Source organism: Nocardia sp. NBC_01327 (genome assembly GCF_035958815.1).
Lineage (GTDB): Bacteria > Actinomycetota > Actinomycetes > Mycobacteriales > Mycobacteriaceae > Nocardia.
The window spans coordinates 4,683,572-4,699,955 of the sequence record NZ_CP108383.1; the positions used below are offsets into that span (position 1 = coordinate 4,683,572).

14 protein-coding genes are annotated in these 16,384 nt (G+C 63.9%); 9 read left to right on the forward strand and 5 right to left on the reverse strand.

The annotated features are described in order from the left end of the window. Nucleotides 1–72: 72 nt before the first annotated feature. Nucleotides 73–357, forward strand: coding sequence for a 4Fe-4S dicluster domain-containing protein (locus tag OG326_RS21385; protein ID WP_327138863.1), 285 nt, complete (start codon nucleotides 73–75; stop codon nucleotides 355–357). Nucleotides 358–532: 175 nt separating this feature from the next. Here the strand turns inward: OG326_RS21385 and OG326_RS21390 are convergent, their stop codons facing one another. Both OG326_RS21390 and OG326_RS21395 read right to left on the reverse strand, forming a co-directional pair. Further along, nucleotides 533–862, reverse strand: coding sequence for an SCP2 sterol-binding domain-containing protein (locus OG326_RS21390; RefSeq protein WP_327138864.1), 330 nt, complete (start codon nucleotides 860–862; stop codon nucleotides 533–535). A gap of 94 nt (nucleotides 863–956) precedes the next feature. Beyond that, nucleotides 957–1,835 (reverse strand): AfsR/SARP family transcriptional regulator, encoded by an 879-nt coding sequence (locus OG326_RS21395; protein ID WP_327138865.1) that lies wholly within the window; start codon nucleotides 1,833–1,835, stop codon nucleotides 957–959. A gap of 314 nt (nucleotides 1,836–2,149) precedes the next feature. Between OG326_RS21395 and OG326_RS21400 the strand changes: the two genes are divergently transcribed. Further along, nucleotides 2,150–3,832, forward strand: a complete 1,683-nt coding sequence (locus tag OG326_RS21400; RefSeq protein WP_327138866.1) for an MFS transporter — start codon at nucleotides 2,150–2,152, stop codon at nucleotides 3,830–3,832. A 171-nt stretch (nucleotides 3,833–4,003) separates the two neighbouring features. On the opposite strand, the gene OG326_RS21405 is transcribed toward OG326_RS21400, so the two are convergent. The 3 genes from OG326_RS21405 to OG326_RS21415 are packed head-to-tail and all read right to left on the reverse strand — an operon-like array spanning nucleotide 4,004 to nucleotide 7,324. Continuing rightward, entirely contained in the window at nucleotides 4,004–4,819 is an 816-nt protein-coding gene (locus OG326_RS21405) for an alpha/beta fold hydrolase (protein ID WP_327138867.1), read from the reverse strand. A 9-nt stretch (nucleotides 4,820–4,828) separates the two neighbouring features. Further along, entirely contained in the window at nucleotides 4,829–6,385 is a 1,557-nt protein-coding gene (locus OG326_RS21410) for an AMP-binding protein (protein WP_327138868.1), read from the reverse strand. Nucleotides 6,386–6,427: 42 nt separating this feature from the next. Beyond that, nucleotides 6,428–7,324, reverse strand: coding sequence for an alpha/beta hydrolase family esterase (locus OG326_RS21415; protein WP_327138869.1), 897 nt, complete (start codon nucleotides 7,322–7,324; stop codon nucleotides 6,428–6,430). 142 nt (nucleotides 7,325–7,466) lie between these two features. Between OG326_RS21415 and OG326_RS21420 the strand changes: the two genes are divergently transcribed. From OG326_RS21420 to OG326_RS21450, 7 genes are all read left to right on the forward strand, one after another. Beyond that, nucleotides 7,467–8,534 carry a GAF domain-containing protein gene (locus OG326_RS21420; protein ID WP_327138870.1) on the forward strand — a complete coding sequence of 356 codons (1,068 nt, stop codon included), beginning with the start codon at nucleotides 7,467–7,469 and terminating at the stop codon, nucleotides 8,532–8,534. 81 nt (nucleotides 8,535–8,615) lie between these two features. After that, on the forward strand, nucleotides 8,616–9,848 hold the full coding sequence (locus OG326_RS21425; RefSeq protein ID WP_327138871.1) for a GAF domain-containing protein: 1,233 nt from the start codon (nucleotides 8,616–8,618) through the stop codon (nucleotides 9,846–9,848). A gap of 116 nt (nucleotides 9,849–9,964) precedes the next feature. Next, a complete protein-coding gene (locus OG326_RS21430; protein ID WP_327138872.1) occupies nucleotides 9,965–10,513 on the forward strand; it encodes a hypothetical protein in 549 nt (182 codons plus the stop codon). Between the two features lie 440 nt (nucleotides 10,514–10,953). Then, nucleotides 10,954–11,130, forward strand: a complete 177-nt coding sequence (locus OG326_RS21435; RefSeq protein ID WP_327138873.1) for a hypothetical protein — start codon at nucleotides 10,954–10,956, stop codon at nucleotides 11,128–11,130. Between the two features lie 581 nt (nucleotides 11,131–11,711). Beyond that, nucleotides 11,712–13,628, forward strand: a complete 1,917-nt coding sequence (locus OG326_RS21440; RefSeq protein ID WP_327138874.1) for a cutinase family protein — start codon at nucleotides 11,712–11,714, stop codon at nucleotides 13,626–13,628. Between the two features lie 224 nt (nucleotides 13,629–13,852). Next, complete coding sequence (locus OG326_RS21445) at nucleotides 13,853–14,845, forward strand: peptidoglycan DD-metalloendopeptidase family protein (RefSeq protein ID WP_327138875.1); 993 nt, start codon at nucleotides 13,853–13,855, stop codon at nucleotides 14,843–14,845. A 153-nt stretch (nucleotides 14,846–14,998) separates the two neighbouring features. After that, complete coding sequence (locus OG326_RS21450; protein ID WP_327138876.1) at nucleotides 14,999–16,378, forward strand: MinD/ParA family ATP-binding protein; 1,380 nt, start codon at nucleotides 14,999–15,001, stop codon at nucleotides 16,376–16,378. Nucleotides 16,379–16,384: the final 6 nt, after the last annotated feature.

Consider the following 16,384-nt stretch of genomic DNA (forward strand, 5'->3'; position numbering starts at 1 on the left):
CACCGTGCCCGCCGAGCCGCGATCGAGGACCTGACCGAAGCGGCAATTCCACTGCACCCCAAGGAGATACACATGACCTACGTGATCACCGAGCGATGCCTCGGCAGCAAGATCGCCTCGTGCTATGACGTCTGCCCGGTCGAGGCGATCGGGCCCTCGCCCGACGGACCCGACTTCGACGGGCAGGATCAACTGTTCATCGACCCCGTGGCCTGCATCGAATGTGGTGCGTGCACGGCGGTCTGTCCGGTCGAGGCGATCTACGACGAGGACGATGTCCCGGAAGAGCTCCGGGTGTCGATCGCGGCCAACCGGCGGCACTTCACAGATGAGGCATCTTCGGCACCGCAGGAATGACGGTCGGCCCTGACCGAGGCCCAAGTCCCTGCCGAGGACTTGGGCCTCGAGTACAACGTGCAGAGATCACGCGGAGCCCCAAACGGGTTCAGCCCCAACGCATTGCGCCAGGTCGGCCACGACACGATCGACACGTGCCCCGGTGAGACCGGAGCACGTGTCGAACTGTGCGGCTTCAGGCTTCGGTGTCGAAGAGTTCGGGGACCCGCAGTGCGAGCGTCATATCACCCTCGACCTTCATCCTGCCCGTCATGAAGGCATGCATCGCGTCCATGCGGCCCTCGGCGATGGCGAGCCAGATCTCGCTGGTGGTGCTGAAGGTGGTATCCGGCGCGGGGACGCCGCCGGGGATGAGGCGCCCGCGGCCGCCCTTGATCTCGACAGCCCACACTCCGGGGTCGAGGTCGGTGAGCCGCCACTGGAGCGTGCGTTCGAGACCCGCCGCGGCTTCGGTGCGGAGGCGGCCGGGCAGTTCGTCGAAGAGTTCGCCGACAGTGAGAGTCATGGGACTGCGCTCCTGATCTCGTATTGTTCAGGCGGGCATGGCTTTTCGGTCGGCCCGCGCGTGATCAACCTAACCGGGTCCACTTCCCCCCGTATTACCGTGCGGGTAAGTGCGGTGGGCCACTGCGGTGCAGACGTCCGTTCAGCAGTTGCCGGCGCAGTTCGACGAACTCCGCCGGCAACTGCACGCCGAGGTCGCGCTGGACGGCACTGCAGAATGCCTCCAATCGGCGTTCGGCTCGGCCGTGCTGGCCGTTGCGCAGCAGCACCTCGATGATCACCGTGGTTGCGAGCTGGTTGTACCGATCCAGCCGGAGCATCTGGTAGGCGGATTCGAGGAGTTCTTCATCAGGGCCGCAATCGATATCGATCTGCATCAGGCGGGTCAGTGCCTGCGAGCACATGAGGTCGTACCGGCGCCGGTGGTGCTCGAGCCAGTGGCACGATTCGTCCTCGAGCAAAGGGCCCTGCGAGACATATTCGGAGACGCGGCGATAGTAGAAGCGTGCGCGGGCGACGTCGCCCGCGATATCGCAGGCGTGGCCGCGCTGATACAGCAGCCCGAGGTCGGCCACATCGGTCCACCACAGGCCCGCCGGGTCGAAGGTGTACACCCGGCTTGCGTGGCGTTGAATGAACGAGGACTGTTCTCGCGGACCGAGTTCCGGCTCGAGCAGCCGCTTGAGCGCGTGCATGCTGACGTCGAACCCCTGGATCGCCTTGTCCGGATCGGCCCCGGGCCACAGCGTGTCGACGAACTGATCCGTCGAACACGGCTTCCCGGGGTTGAGCAGGAACCACAGCAGGATGTGCAGGCCCTTCCTGCGGCTGGTCTCCAGCGTCAGCCGATGATCCCCGTGGTATATCCGCAGGTCGCCGAACAGGTGGGCACGGTAGGGAGCCTCTCGCTCGAGTTCTCTGGGATGAGCGAGGTCGTTTCTGCGTAATCCGTCGATCGCGTATGAAGCAGTCATTGCTCCCTCGTTTCAAGCGAAACCACGCCGACTTGCGGAACGCTGTCGGCCTCGGCCCGAAATAAACGATCTTCATAAACGATAGAACGCGCTGGTCAAGTTTGCGACCAACATAATGATACTGGGGTCCAAGGCTTTTGGATCGGGGACCATCCGGTCTGTCTGAGTTCGACCGTAGTGGACGGTCTTTCAGTTCAGTGCGAAAGGATATGCATTTCGACCAGTCGGTCTGTCGTTGCCCACTTTCCCGCCGAGTAAGTGAAGTGTAAGAGCGCCCGTTCAGAGTCGGGCGGGATCCACGGGAGGCCGGGCAGATGAAATCAACTGCGGCACAAGGACACATCCCATCGCCGTCGAGTGCCGAGCCTCCGCGTCGCGGTCGCCGCCTCAACGGCGCCTCGTACGAGCACCCGGCCGCATTCTGGATCGGAGTCGCTCTCACGACAATCGGCGTACTACTTCAACTTCCGATGTACTTCTCCGCGCGGAATATGCACTACCACCTCGCGGGCATGCCCATGACCACAGAAATGGTCCTCGGCATGGTCATCGTGTTCGCCGGAGTCGGCTGCACCTTCTACAGCCTGTTTCCACGGAAACAGGAGGCCGCTGCCCGGCTGGGCGATATAAGCGTCGCGCCTCTCGACGACGCACCGATCAAGCCGGCCCATATCGCCCTACTCGCCGTCGTCGCGGTCGCCCTTGTGATCGATGCGATGAAACCGGTCGCGTTCGCCTTCCTGACCCCCGGAGCCGCAAGCGAGTACGGCCTCCGGGGTCCGCTGAACCCGAACGCGCACGCCTTGCCGATCGGGCTCTACCCGCTGGCAGGCATCAGCGGCACCATGGTCGGTTCGTTCCTCTGGGGATGGCTGGGTGACCGGATCGGCCGGCGTGCCTCGATCCTGCTCAGCGCCATCATCTTCATCGCGACCTCGTGCTGCGGCACGATGCCCGAATACTGGATGAATCTCGTCACCTGCTTCGTCATGGGCTTGGGTGTCGGCGGTCTGCTGCCGATTACCTTCGTGCTGCTGTCGGAGACGGTCCCGCGCAGACATCGCGGATGGATGATGGTGCTCGTCGGCAGCGCCCTCGCCGGTGCCTACATCGTCGTCAGCTGGCTCGCGGGGACCTGGGCGTCATCGGCACACTTCGGCTGGCGGCTGTTGTGGCTGGTCGGAATTCCCACCGGCCTGCTACTGCTGGTGCTCAATCGGTGGATACCCGAGTCCCCGCGTTTCCTGCTGCAGCAGGGTCGCGCGGAGGAGGCCCGGGCTGTCATGCGCCGCTACGGTGCGAGACTCGTGGAATCGAAATCCGAACCGGTGGTGGAGGATTGGTCGCCGGCGGGGTCCGCGCGGTTGCTCGGCCGCCGTTATCTCGGGCTGTCCGCCGCGGTGGTGCTGCTCGCGATCAGTATCGGCACCACCCAGTACGGCTTCCAGCAGTGGATGCCGTCGAATCTGCAGCGGCTCGGGTTGTCCGAGGTCAACGCCAGCACTCTGCTTCGCAATGCCGCCGTCATCGGGATGCCGCTGAGCGTTCCGATCGCGTTGCTGTACGGATTCTGGAGCAGTAAGCGAACAGTGATCATGACCGGTGCCCTGATGGGCGTCGCGCTGGTGACCTTCGCGGTGCTCGGCGACCACGTCGTCGACAACCGCGCCTTGCTCTACATCCTGCTCGTCGTCCCGGTTTGGGGCATCAGCATTCTCACTTCGGTTCTTGCCGCCTATACCGCCGAGGTGTACCCGACCGTGATCCGCGCACGCGGTAGCGGATTATCCGCCGGCGCAACGAAAGCCGGCGGTGTCTTCATTCTCGCCTGTGTCGTCATGGCGATCGCCGCCCCTTCCATCCGGGTGACTGCCGCGCTCGGGGTGATCCCGCTGGCCCTGGCGTTGGTGGCGCTCATGATGTACGGCCCTGAAACCCGGAACCGGCAGCTCGAGAAGATCACCACCCGCGGACCCCGCGCGAGGAGCCGGTCCTAGTGCGGGACCGTCGGACGAATGACTCTGGCGCATTCGGTGGCACGGAGGGCCACGGACCGAACAGTATTGCGGTCGAGCGAGCCCGCGGGCTGACCGATAAGCCTGTGAGTCAACCGAACACAAGGCAGTCCCGATCGTGGCGAGAGTCGACTGGAATCGAACGTGCGGATCTCAGTCGGTATTGAAAAACTGCTCAAGTATGCGGGCGACATCAGTCGGCTGTTCGAGGACTGAGCAGTGCCCTGAGCCGGGGATCTCCTCGAACTGTGCACCTGGGATCGAGTTGGCCATTTGTCGTGCGAGCCGGGGCGGTGTCATCGCGTCGTTCGCGCCGACGACGACAAGGGTCGGCAAGGTTATGCGACTCAACTCGATTTCTACCGAGGCGCGGGACATTGCAGCCCGCATCGCATGCGCTATGCCCCCCCGATCGCATTTGCCAAGCCGATCGAGCCATTCATCAACCACCGCTTGGCCTTCCGTGCTGGAGAGGTAGGCAGAACTAAACATCAGCGGTGCGACGGTGTGTTTCAATATCCGTGGTCCCAGTATACGAAAGAGGATGGCCTGTAAGTCATTTCGGTGCACGACTCTTTTGGGTGCGGTGCTGGCGCAGGTATCGAGCAGGACCAGGGACCGTAGAAGTGTGCCGTGCCGTATGGCCAAACGTTGTCCGACGAAACCACCGCTGGATAGCCCCACCCAATGGACTGGGGAGATTCCAAGCGCGGTGATCAGCGCCGCTGCGTCGGCGGTGAGAGTTTCCATGTCGTAGTCCGTCCGTGGTGCTGGCGTGTTGCCATGTGCGCGCCAATCGACGGCGACGCAGCGGAACTCGCTGCGCAGGGATTCGATTTGATGCCGGAACATCCATCCGCCGAAGAGCGTTCCGTGCCCGAACACGATGGTCTGCGCCTGCGGCCGGCTGGGTGGTGCTCCGGTGTCGGTGTACGCGAGGGTGATGCCGTTGACGTCGATGGTCGGCATGCACGGCCTCTATCGGCGCTCGTAGAGGGCACGCAGCTGGCGCTTGTAGATCTTGCCCGAGTCGTCGCGGGGCAGCTCATCGACAACGCGGATGACTGCGGGGACTTTGTAATCGGCGAGTTGTCCTACGAGTTCGGTACGAATGATCGTTTCGTCGAGCTTCGCGCCGGGCCGGGTGATGATGTGCGCGGCGACTTGCTCACCGAGATCTCCAGGGTGAGGGATTCCGAAGACTGCGACATCTTCCACGTGGGGGAGGGTGCTGATCGACGCCTCGATCTCGGCGGGGTAGATGTTCACGCCGCCTGCGATGATCACCTCGCTGGTGCGTCCGGTCAGGTAGAGGTACCCGTCGGTATCGAGGTAGCCGAGGTCACCCACGGTGATCATGCCCGGCCGGGGCGTGGTGTTTGGGGAGGGCTGGTTGAGGTAGTCGAAATCGGGCCAGTAGTCGGCGCTTTTGATGAATACGCGCCCGATCTGGCGGGGCGGCAATTCGGTGCCGCGCTCGTCGAAGATGACGACAGCGGCACCGTCCAGTGGGCGGCCGACGGTCCCAGGGTGCTCGAGCCAGTCGTTGCTGCTGGTCCATGTGATGGCACCGGATTCGCTGCAGCCGTAAAACTCCCACAGCGCGGCGCCGAACCAGTCGATGGCGGCTCGTTTCACTGCAGGCGGGCAGGGCGCAGCCGAATGGATGAGGTGGGTAAGGCTGGTTACGTCGTAATGGGCCCGCACGTCCAGAGGCAGGGATAGCAGCCGAGAGAGCATGGTCGGGACGATCTTGGCGTGTTGGATTCGGTTCTGGTGCACCAGCTTCAGGAATTGCTCGCCGTTCCAGCGCGGCATGACGGTGATGTTGGTGCCCATGCGCAGCGCCAACAGTGCCACCGCGTTGGGGCTGGTGTGATAAAGCGGCCCAGCGACCAGCATCTGGCCTCCGGGCGTCAATCCCATCCGCTGCGCCGTCGCGCCGGCGATCGCGAGCAACTGCTGTGGTGTCATGCGCTGCCGCAGTACACCTTTCGGTCGTCCGGTGGTACCGGAGGTGTAGATCAGCCCCATAGAATCGGCGATCGCGCCCTCTACCCACCCCAGCGGTTCACTGGCCGCGTCGATCCACTCCTCGAACATTGCGTGCCGCCCGGTCGGCTGATTCGGCGATCGGCCCACGCCGGTCTCGCGCGTCAGTCCCTCCGGCATCGCGATCTCGACGATGACCGGACTGACATGTGCAGATTTGGCTGCCTGCTCGATGATGGGCACGAATTCGGTGTGGGCGAAGACCATTCGGACATCGGCGTCGGTGAGTATGTGCGCGACTTCGGGTGCCTGCCACCGCGTATTGATCGGCACCGGGTTCGCGCCGCAGGTAGCGGCGGCGAGGGAGACCTCGAGGAACTCGATGTCGTTGCGGGCCATGATCGCGATGCGCTGACCCGCGCCGACTCCGGCATCGGCGAGAGCGGCCGCGAGTCTCCCGGCACGCTGGTGCGTCTCCGATTGGCGCCGTGTCCGAGCGCCACAGGTGATGATCGGGTCCGACGCTGCAGCCGCCTCGCTCATATCCCGAAGTCTGCCATCCTCGGTACGAACAGGCGCGCACCTTCAGCGATCTTGGAACAATCCGAAGAACGTGGACATGGTCTCGACCGTGACCGGGTTGTCACTGGGCTTGCCGTACAGGAACCGTGGACCTTTTGAGGCACCGGGGATTTGGTGACCGCCGTCGACGATCGTGTAGAGACTGACCGGTGACCGGTCTGCCTGCGTGTAATCCGTTCGGCGGACCGTGGTGCGTGAAGGGCGGTCCGGGGCGAGCCACTGAACGGTCGGGGGAGCGTCGATACCATTGCGCGCTGCGAAGTACTGCGCGGTGTCGAGGGCAGACAGATGAGCTCCTTTGGAGAACAGTCCGCGAAAGCTGACTCGGCCACCCTCGTACGGGGCCAGCGGGTCCGCGGTCCCGTGGATGGACAGCAAGGGCACTGCCCTGCCCGGCTGATCCGAAACCGAGCGGTTCTCGGGTGCGGGCAGATTGCAGCCGATCAATACCGCGCCGGCGAGCACATCCGGAGCATCGTGCAGGAGCCGAATCGTCATCTGGCCGCCGAGCGAATATCCGACAGCGAAGACCCGCTGGCGGTCGATTGTGTGCTGTTCGGCCAGGTCCTCGACCAATCGGCGTAGAAATCCCACGTCATCGATGGTTTTTGCCGTTGCCGACAGCATGACCGCCTTCCGGGCCCCGTTCCATTCGCGGCCGATAGCATCCGGATACGCGACGACAGCGTGTCCGCGGGCCGCGAGGGCATCGAAGGCGCGGGTGCTGAACTCGCGCATCGAATCCCCGGTCTGGAGAAACCCGTGCAGCACCAAGACGAGCGCCGGAGTGTCGACCGGATTTCGTGGAACGACCACTGTTGAGGCGCGCCGGCGTCCTCCATGATCGACGACGTATCGGTCGACGACGACGTTCGTAGCCAGGTCCTGCGGATCATCCACGGACTCGATTGTTGCTGGCCACGACGTCGGATGTCAGCGATATCGCTGACGATGCCCCGATCGTCACTAAACTTGATCTTGCTGGCGCGCACGCCAGGCAGTGTTAGGTACTGGCCGTCCCGACATCGAAGGGAAGGATCAGATGTGGTATCTCATCGACGCCGCCGAACCCGAGGCACTGCTGCGGTACGTGCCCGAGGAGGGCTCGGCGCGATGGCGGTCCCTTTACCGGGCTGTGCGCCCCAATTCCCTTGCGAACCTGGCTCATTCAGTGATCGTGCGAGCAATTGAGACTCATGCATCGTGCACTCGGTCGATCACTATCCGCGGCGCGGCGCACAATGTGGTGGCCAATCCGATCAACGGGTTGGATGGACGCACCCTCGCCGTGCAGCTCTGGGCTGGGGACGACGGGGCCGAACTCTTGGATCCACCGCAGGTGGATGCCTTCGTATGGGATGGGCAGTTGTGGACGCTGATCAGCGCTGGAGCTGGAGGGTCGGTGCTCCCGGCCAGTCATAATTTGCTGCATGGTGCCTGGTTCCTGTCCCGGATCATCGAGTGCGAACGCCGAGATCAGCTGATCACCGCCGCCATCGACCCACAGCCGGACACCGAATGGCAGGGTCCGATCCAGATCCTCACCGCCGATGATGCCCGCACAGCGCGGGTAGCAGGCTACTTTCGATATCACGAGCCGCACCGGCTGCGGGGACTGCTTCTACAAGTCGAACATGGACGCGACCCTGGCATCGTGCTGCCCACCTACCACAACGACGCGACTGTGGCGCTGCTCGGCGGTACCACCGCGTTGATCGATATGCGACTCATGCAGATCATCGAGTGGCTGACGCCCCCACTTCCACAGATCGCCTGGCGGCACCACCCAACGTCGGGGGATACGGTCGCGTCGACAAGTGAAGGCGAGTGGAACCTCGCGACAACGCATCTGGTTCATCCCGACGACAAAGCGATCTTTCTGAGCATGATGGCGGACCTGGCAACGGGCAGAGTATTCGGAGCTCACAGCGTTGTCCGACTGCTCACAGTCGACCATGATTGGCTGCCGATCGAGATCTACACCGTGCCTCTGCCGTCGGGTTTTCCGGGATCGGAGGGGGCTCTCAGGTTCTTCACCTCGCTCATTCGGCCTGCTGGTGACTTGCCAATAGGGCGGATAGCTGAACCGTTGCGGAAGGTTCAACTGTGATCTACGCTACAAAATGCACTCCCTCCAGGGAGTTACGCGAGATGTGAAGTCAGCCGTCTCCGCGTCGCTAGGTGGCTACGCATGCGCGCAGCCGAAGACGTCCTGGAGGTGGTTCCGATGGTCGAGATCCCTATGGAGGCATCGCAGTCTCCGAACTCTGGCAGGCCTACATCCCAGCATTTGCCATGCGATGAGAAACCGCGGCTCGCATCGCCGGCGGACATGCCTGCGCGCATCGCCCGATGCTTGCATCCCAACGGCACACACTCCCCGAAACGCTGGGTGGTGGTGGAAAGACTCGGCGACGCCAACGACGTCACAGTTCTTGTGGACGGTCAGTATCCGCGCCGGTTCGCCAACCTCAACCGCGTCACGATCGCGACGAACATCGCGATCGCCCGTCGGCTGCCGCGCCTCGTCGAGCGATGCGCGGTGAGCCGTCGGGTCGCGATCGACCAACTCAAGTTGGCGTGCGGAGCACCGATCAATATCGTTGCCAACCCGTTCTTCGGTCCATACGGACATGTCCGTGCGGTTGCCCTCTGGGCAGGCGACGCTGACGAAGGACTGCCGCCACTGCCGAACATTGGTGTCCTGGAGTGGGATGCCACGGTCGTGGTCTCCGCGTCCGCGTCTGCGCGCTCGATGTTGCTCGACGACCAACAGGTGGAACGACTCATGCTGCCGGAGATGTTGTCGCACTTCGATCGTTTCGAGGACCGCTCCGAGTTCCTGGCCCTCCTCAGCTTCGACAACCCGATCGATGAATGGATCGGTTGCGCCACAAGGACCTTCGGTGATGGTGCTGTGCACCGGCTTCACCTCGCTGCGCGTGCTACTGGTGCGGGAATCGGCCGCAACGTTCGTGCCGTCGTGTGCGACATTTCTGATGTCGAAGCGCCGGTGCCCCCCGACATGTACTCCAGTGCATTGCGGAATGTGCCGGTACTGCCCGGCCACGCCTTGGCTCTCATCGACCTGAATGGACTGGTCATTCATGATTGGGTTGCCAACGACCATGACCGGATCGCAGGATGGGCCCACCATCGACCCCTGTTGCACCCAGAGGACCAGGCCGCCATCGTCTCCGCGGGTCTCGAAATGCTCGCCGGCACTTCGACTACCGCGAGCGTGCGTGCCCGGATCCGATTCGATCCTGACGACGACTGGATCCAACTGGAATCGCACTGGACCCGAATTGTCACCGGCGATCAGCCCCAGGTGCTCGCGGACATCGCGATCGTTCCGCCGATGCCAGCATCTGTAGTCGACAAATGTGCTCGGTGCCAAGGGATTTCCGATGAAGCCGCCTAGCGCTGGTGAGCTACTTATGCACAAGAGCTGCCGACCCGCAGTGGCGGCATCCGAAGCGCGCGTATCAGCCGGACTGGACGAGAACTGTTCAACAAGAACAGATTCGGAGAACATCGATGAAGGAGGCTGTCGTGAAGAATAACGTCTACCGACTAGAGGACCACTCTCCGGCGGTCATCGATGGTATGCCGCTGGACCCGACCTACGCCGCTGGAGCAGCGCTGCGGGCCGCAGAGTCTGCCCTGGACCACTATCGAACTCGGCCATACGATCCCGCAGGATGGAACAACCAGACGTCGGCTGCGGCGGCCATGGAACGCATCACCTCGTTCGATGCTCGACTGCTGCTGCAGCCCGAGTGCCGGAACGCGATGAGTGATGAGGAATTCGAGCTCTATCGTGCCGGCTCGGAGAAGCAGTGGCGGCTGCAGGAGCTGATCGCGCACTGGGCGGCCGCCGAGGCCAACCGGGACAGGGATCCGCAGCTGGCTGATCGGCGTTCTGCCCTGGTCGGTGGAGCGGGGATCGACCTGGACCGTGCCCGAGCCTGCGCTGCCGAGCATGGGGAATCTGGTTGGCCGCCGCCGGTGTGGACACGGATGGAACAGCTCGCTGTGGACTATGTCGAGATCACAGCCCTACTGGGCTGGGATCCATGGCAGTGAATCCTGAATGACGTCGAGCAACCCTCTCGCCCGGTCGATGTGGACAAATGCGCAACAATGGCCCCGCGTGGGGTGTTGAAGAATCATGCGACCGCAATGTTTGACACCATTGCCCACCTGGGAACATCAAATTCCTATACTCGCCACTATTTCTGTTTACTCGATGTCAGAGTTTGTAGTCCGTCACCCAGGAAAACCTTGCGCAACTATGTGACATCGGTTACATTAAATGTATGCCTCTCTTTTGAGAGATTCCCGGCACCCGCTATGCGGAACCGGATGACAAGCTGGACTCCCCACATACCTCGACCGATCGGTTGAGCGTAGGCACTTTCAGGCCCTGGGACAGCCCGGCATGGCCTTGCGATTCTGGCGACTTCCGAATGCGTCCTGACACGTATTCCGGTGAGGGTCCGTCGGATCGGAAGGGAGTGGGTGCGATGAAAATCCTCGATCACGCCTGTCGGCGTTCGCATCGGTCTTCTGAGCGTGGAGCGATCCTGATATGGGATGAGGCCCTCGATGAACGATTCGAGCGGCTCTACGACAAGATGCTGGACAACGAGCTACGGCTGAAGCGCCGCGTTCGGCAGCGCCGGATGCTCGACGCAGAATAGCGAAGCTCTGGTCACTGCGAATGCACAAATTTGCAGTTCGAACGCCTAATCATCCGCTACTCGATTGCATCCCGTTGCGATCTGATCGAAGCGACCGCTGTCATTCATCGTTAATTGCAGTCCCGACAACGCTGACCGGTTCAGTGCAGGCAATTCGAATCGCGAAACTTCGGGGCTAGCTGAGTCATGCCGAATCCAGAATCTCCGTGTCTTCATACGTCGCGGATGAAGCTGGCTATTCGGCGTTGGGATTGGAGGTTTTCCGTGGCAGAAAATCCGTGTGATCACTGTGGTCGTATGTGCCGCGATCGATTGCTGAATATTCGTCAGATAAGCGAGCGGACAGGACATTCTCCGGACCGGATCAGGCACTTACGGATACTGGGGCATTCACTGTATTCGCAGGCGTGGAAGAACAGTGATGCCGCGAATTCCCCGCTGCTGCTGGAGGCGTCGGTGGTCGATGAATGGGTGCGAGCGCGCAAAGAATCCCAGGGGAACCGGTGATGACCGGCGCTGGCAGGAGCCGGCGAATCGGTGAGAGCCGCCGAGGTCGGGCACCGGGCTACCGTGCCGGGCTGGTGGTGATCACGGCCTGCGCGACCGCAATGACCGCGACCGCTGTCTCGGGCACCGCAGTAGCGGACGAATCCCCGTCAGCATCGAGCTGCCCGGCGGTGACGGGTGTGTTCCTGCCCGGGACCTGGGAAACACATGCGGGCGCTGACGAAACCCAGGCTGTGGGCTTGTTCGCACCGGTGGCGACGGCGTTGGCACAGCAGTTCGGCTCCCAGTTCCAATATCGGTTCCCCGCGTACGCCGCCGAGGCGTTCGACGGCATGGCCTACAGCGACAGCAAGGCCACCGGCGTCGCGGCCGTCCGGCGGGTCGTCGGCGATATCGCAGGTGCCTGTCCTGCAACGAAATTCGTCCTGGCCGGCTACAGCCAGGGCGCCGACGCGATGGGCGATGTCGGCGCCTCGATCGGATGCAACGGGGATCCCCTCACTGCGGATCGAGTACTCGGGGTAGGACTTGTCGCTGATCCGAAGCAGGGCACCTCCGGCGGCAAGCTGATCGGACCCTCGGTAGACGGTCAGGGCATCGCCGGCACCCGCGCGAGCGGATTCTGTGCCTTGTCGGCGGTGACCGCGGAAATCTGTGCCACTAAGGACAAATACTGCGCCACGAACTCAAGTGAAGACCCGATCACCGCAGGCATCGGGCGTGCGCTGACCCAGTCTGGCGACTCGACGGCCACCGGCAGCGACAGCGGTACGAGCCAGAAAGACGATCTGGGGCACGCACTCTCGACTGATCTGTCGGCGGACAAGATCGCGGATCTGCCCGCGACCCTCACCCATCTGGGCAGCCAGGCGACCGCCGGCACGGACTCGTCCGCACTGAGCGCCACTGCCTCCGATGCTGCGAAAACCCTTCAGCCCCTGGTCGATCTGAGTACCTGGGTCGCCAATACCCCCGACGCGCAGAAGAAGCTATCGGACGCGTCGGACGGTTCCGCGGACAAACTCGCCGGGTCCGTTCTCGACGGGGTACGACGTTCCGACGTCAGCACCGCATTGGATGCGCTGTCGGATCTCAGCACACAGAGCCCGAAGACCAACGACAAGACCGACCGAGCACAGGATGCTCAAACGGCCGCGAATGCCGTAGCGCCCCTGACGGATTCGCTGTCCTCCTCCACCTCCGATCTGGCCTCGCAGGCCGCGCAGGTCCTGGCGGTGCTCAAGCCCACGGTCATTGTCAACCAGCTGGTGAACGTCGTCGAAAACGGATTGTCGTTCGCGCAGAACGTCCCCACCCTGGCAGACACGCTGGGACAGATGATCGGACTGCTCGGGAACCCGGCAATGGACACCGCCGGCAAGGTGAACGGACTGCACGAGATGTTCGGGCAGCTGAACAATCTGTTCCAGCCGCTGGCGAAGATGGCCGCCGGAGTCGACCTGCACACCGCGTCCCGGCTGATCGCGATGATCCCGGATCCGAGCGGCACCGCTCAAATCGTCTCGGCGATAGTGGGTGTACTGGCCAACCTCGACGTGGCGAAACTGGCAGGGCAGGTCGGTCAGCTGCAGGACAAGGTGTGGGCGCTGGCCCAAACCATCAGCAGCGGAGGCGATCTGCTCGCCGTCGGCGCCCGCCTACTCGACTTCGTCCCCACCGCACTCGGATTCGCCACGCTGGCACTGAACACCCTCACCGGACAGTCGAGTTCCTCAGAGGGAACGCAGAGCACGACCGATCTGAGCGGATTGTCGAAATCGCTCACCACCAAGACCGATGCAGCCGGCGGCGACGGCGTCGACGCGCTCTCGAAGCTGCTGTCCGAGGGTGCGGACGCGGTGTCGTTCCTGACCTCGGGTGTGCACGAAAGCTACGACCACTACGTCGTGGATTCCGATGGTCGTACCGCGGTGCAGTGGCTGAGCGACTGGTTCAGCAACCGTATCCGCCATGTCGTCGGAGTGGTGTGATGGGCGCGCTGGCCGTGGTGCTCGTACCGGTCGCCGCCCTCGCGATCGCAGGCGCCGCGTTGCTGCTCGGGTCCGGGGACCGCACACCGATCCAGCAGGGCTGTCTGCCCGATGTGCCACGCACGCAACCACATACGGGTAATCAGGTCGTCGTGCCGCTGCCGGCGGGAAGCTACACCGTGTCCTCACCTTTCGGGCCCCGCGACGGTGGGACGCACCTGGGCGTGGATCTGGCCTCCGCGGCGGGCACCGCGATCCTGGCGGCCACCGACGGCACGGTGGCTGCGGCCGGCCCAGCGGAGGGGTTCGGGAACTGGATCATCATCGACACCCAGATCGACGGCAGCCTGCTCTCGACCGTGTACGGGCACATGTTCGACGACGGCGTGAACGTCACTGTCGGACAACAAGTCCAGGTCGGACAGCGCATCGGCGCGGTGGGAAGCAACGGCGAGGCCACCGGCCCGCATGTGCACTTCGAGGTGGTGCCGGGTGGACGGCTGCAGGGCGGTCATCAGATTGACCCCGTGCCGTGGCTGGCGCAACACGGCGCCGCAATCGACATCACTGATGCGGTGGCGCAGCAAATCGCGACTACGACAACCGCCGATGCGACGAGCACTGCGAAGACGACGGGCGGCGCGAAGACATCACGAGCGAGATTCGGTGTCGCACAAGAGGCCGGTTTCTCCGCGGGATGTATGCCGGTCGTCGCGAGCGGCAGCGGTGGCGGCCCGGATCTGAGGGCCGGCTCTGTCCCTGCGGCATTCGAACCGTGGATCCGCCGGGCGGCCACCACCTGCGCGGAAGTGACCGGACCTTTGATGGCCGGGCAGGAGGAACAGGAATCGGGGTTCAACACCGACGCGGTATCGCCGGACGGTGCCCGGGGGCCGGCACAGTTCATGCCCGGGACATGGGCGACATACGGCATCGATGTGGAAGGCAAGGGGTATGCCGACGTCACCTCGATTCCCGATGCGGTGATGTCGCAGGCACGCTACGACTGCGACCTGGCCCAAAGCGCGAAAAATGGTCTGGCGCAAGGAACGTTGCACGGTGACCTGACCGAGTTGTGGCTGAGCATGTACAACTGCGGCCCCGCCGGCACCTTCGCGGCCGGGGGAGTCTGTCAGAACTCCCAAACCCTGAACTACGTGAAAGCCATCCCCGCTTTGGCCACCAAGTACGCCGCGGCACTGGGTGGCTCGTCATGACCGCCGAGCCGCAACCGGGCACTCGCGATATCTGCTGGACGAGCATGCGATCGCCCATGGCCTGCGAGCGCTTCGTCCACACACTGCTGCGCGAACTCGCAGCCGACAGCGAAACCGACACGCCAGCACAGGAACTGGGAAAGGAGGCCCGTGATGGACAACGACATCGAAAGTGGCACCGACACCGCTGAACGTGACGACTACACCGCTGAGCAACCGGTAGATCTGCGCAGGCAGCGACTGCGGATCGGCAGCGACGACGGCAGCCGCGGAATCAGCGAGGACACAGATCCCTCGGCGGGCACCGAACCCGGCGACGACGACCCAGTCGGGGTGATGCAGGACGAACGCGACCCGTACGGGGTCGGTGAGCAGAATTTGGCCGGACCCGGGGAGCCCTCGGCGGACGAGGTCGCAGCGGTCCGTGAGGCTCGACTGGCGATGCTGCTCAAGCCCGCAGCAGGAGTACACACCGACCCAGCTCGCTGGGGCTGGCGGGGGCGAGCCAACGCGTTCGGACTCCGTATGCGGCCTCGCCGGCGCGGGGACGAGGTGGCATATCGGCAGGCAGTGGAACGTATCCGCCAGCCGCTGCCCGGCACCCCGGTAGTCGTGGTCGCGAATCCGAAGGGCGGCAGCGGCAAAACTCCCGCGGCGGTGTTGCTGTCTGCGCTGTTCGGCCGCCATCGCGGTGGCCGCGTGGTGGCCTGGGATGCTCACGAAGCGTGCGGGAGTCTCGCCGCGCGGACGGCCTGCTGCCCGAGCGAGCACACCGTGTGGGATGTGCTCGGCTATGCCCGAGAACTGTGCACCGCCAACGCTGACGCGTCCGGGCTGGCACGGTTCCTGCAACGGCAGCCCACTCTGGACGAGATCTTGGCCTCGGACCAAACACCCGGCGGCAGTGTGTGTATCGGGCGTGAGGAGTGCGCGGCGATCCTGGCGGTCTTGCGGCGCCATCGTGAAGTCGTGATCGTCGATACCGGCAGCAACGACCGGGCAGAGGGATTCCGGTGGGCGGTCGCCAACGCCACCCAGCTGGTGGTGCCGATCATCGGTCGCCGGGACGTGATCGTGTCAGCGCTGCGGCTACTGGACGGCATCGCCGAAGACGGTCATGAAGACCTGGCCGCACGCGCGGTGATCGCCCTGTGCGGCGGCGGCTCCCAGCAGGCCGAGATCACGGACACCTTGGCGTCCGCGGGGATTACGCGCGTCGTGCCGGTGCCATTCGACCCGGTATTGGCCGGCGGCGAACGCATCGTCGTCAGTCGCCTGGGCCGGCAGTCGGTGCGCGCCTGGACCGAAGTCGCGGCCACGGTGGCCGACAGTGTCGCGGAAACCCTTGCCGCCCGGCACCTTCCGATGCAGTCGCGGTTCGTCCCCGATACCCGATGGACCGCGAGTGCGGATGAGGCGACTCATCAGCGGCTGCTGGCGTACGCGCTGCGCGAAGGGCAGCTCTCGCGTAGTCGAACAGTCCGCACTCCCGCCTCCTGCGCCCCGGTCGAGGACCTCGACCCGGGCTGGTGAGAACCG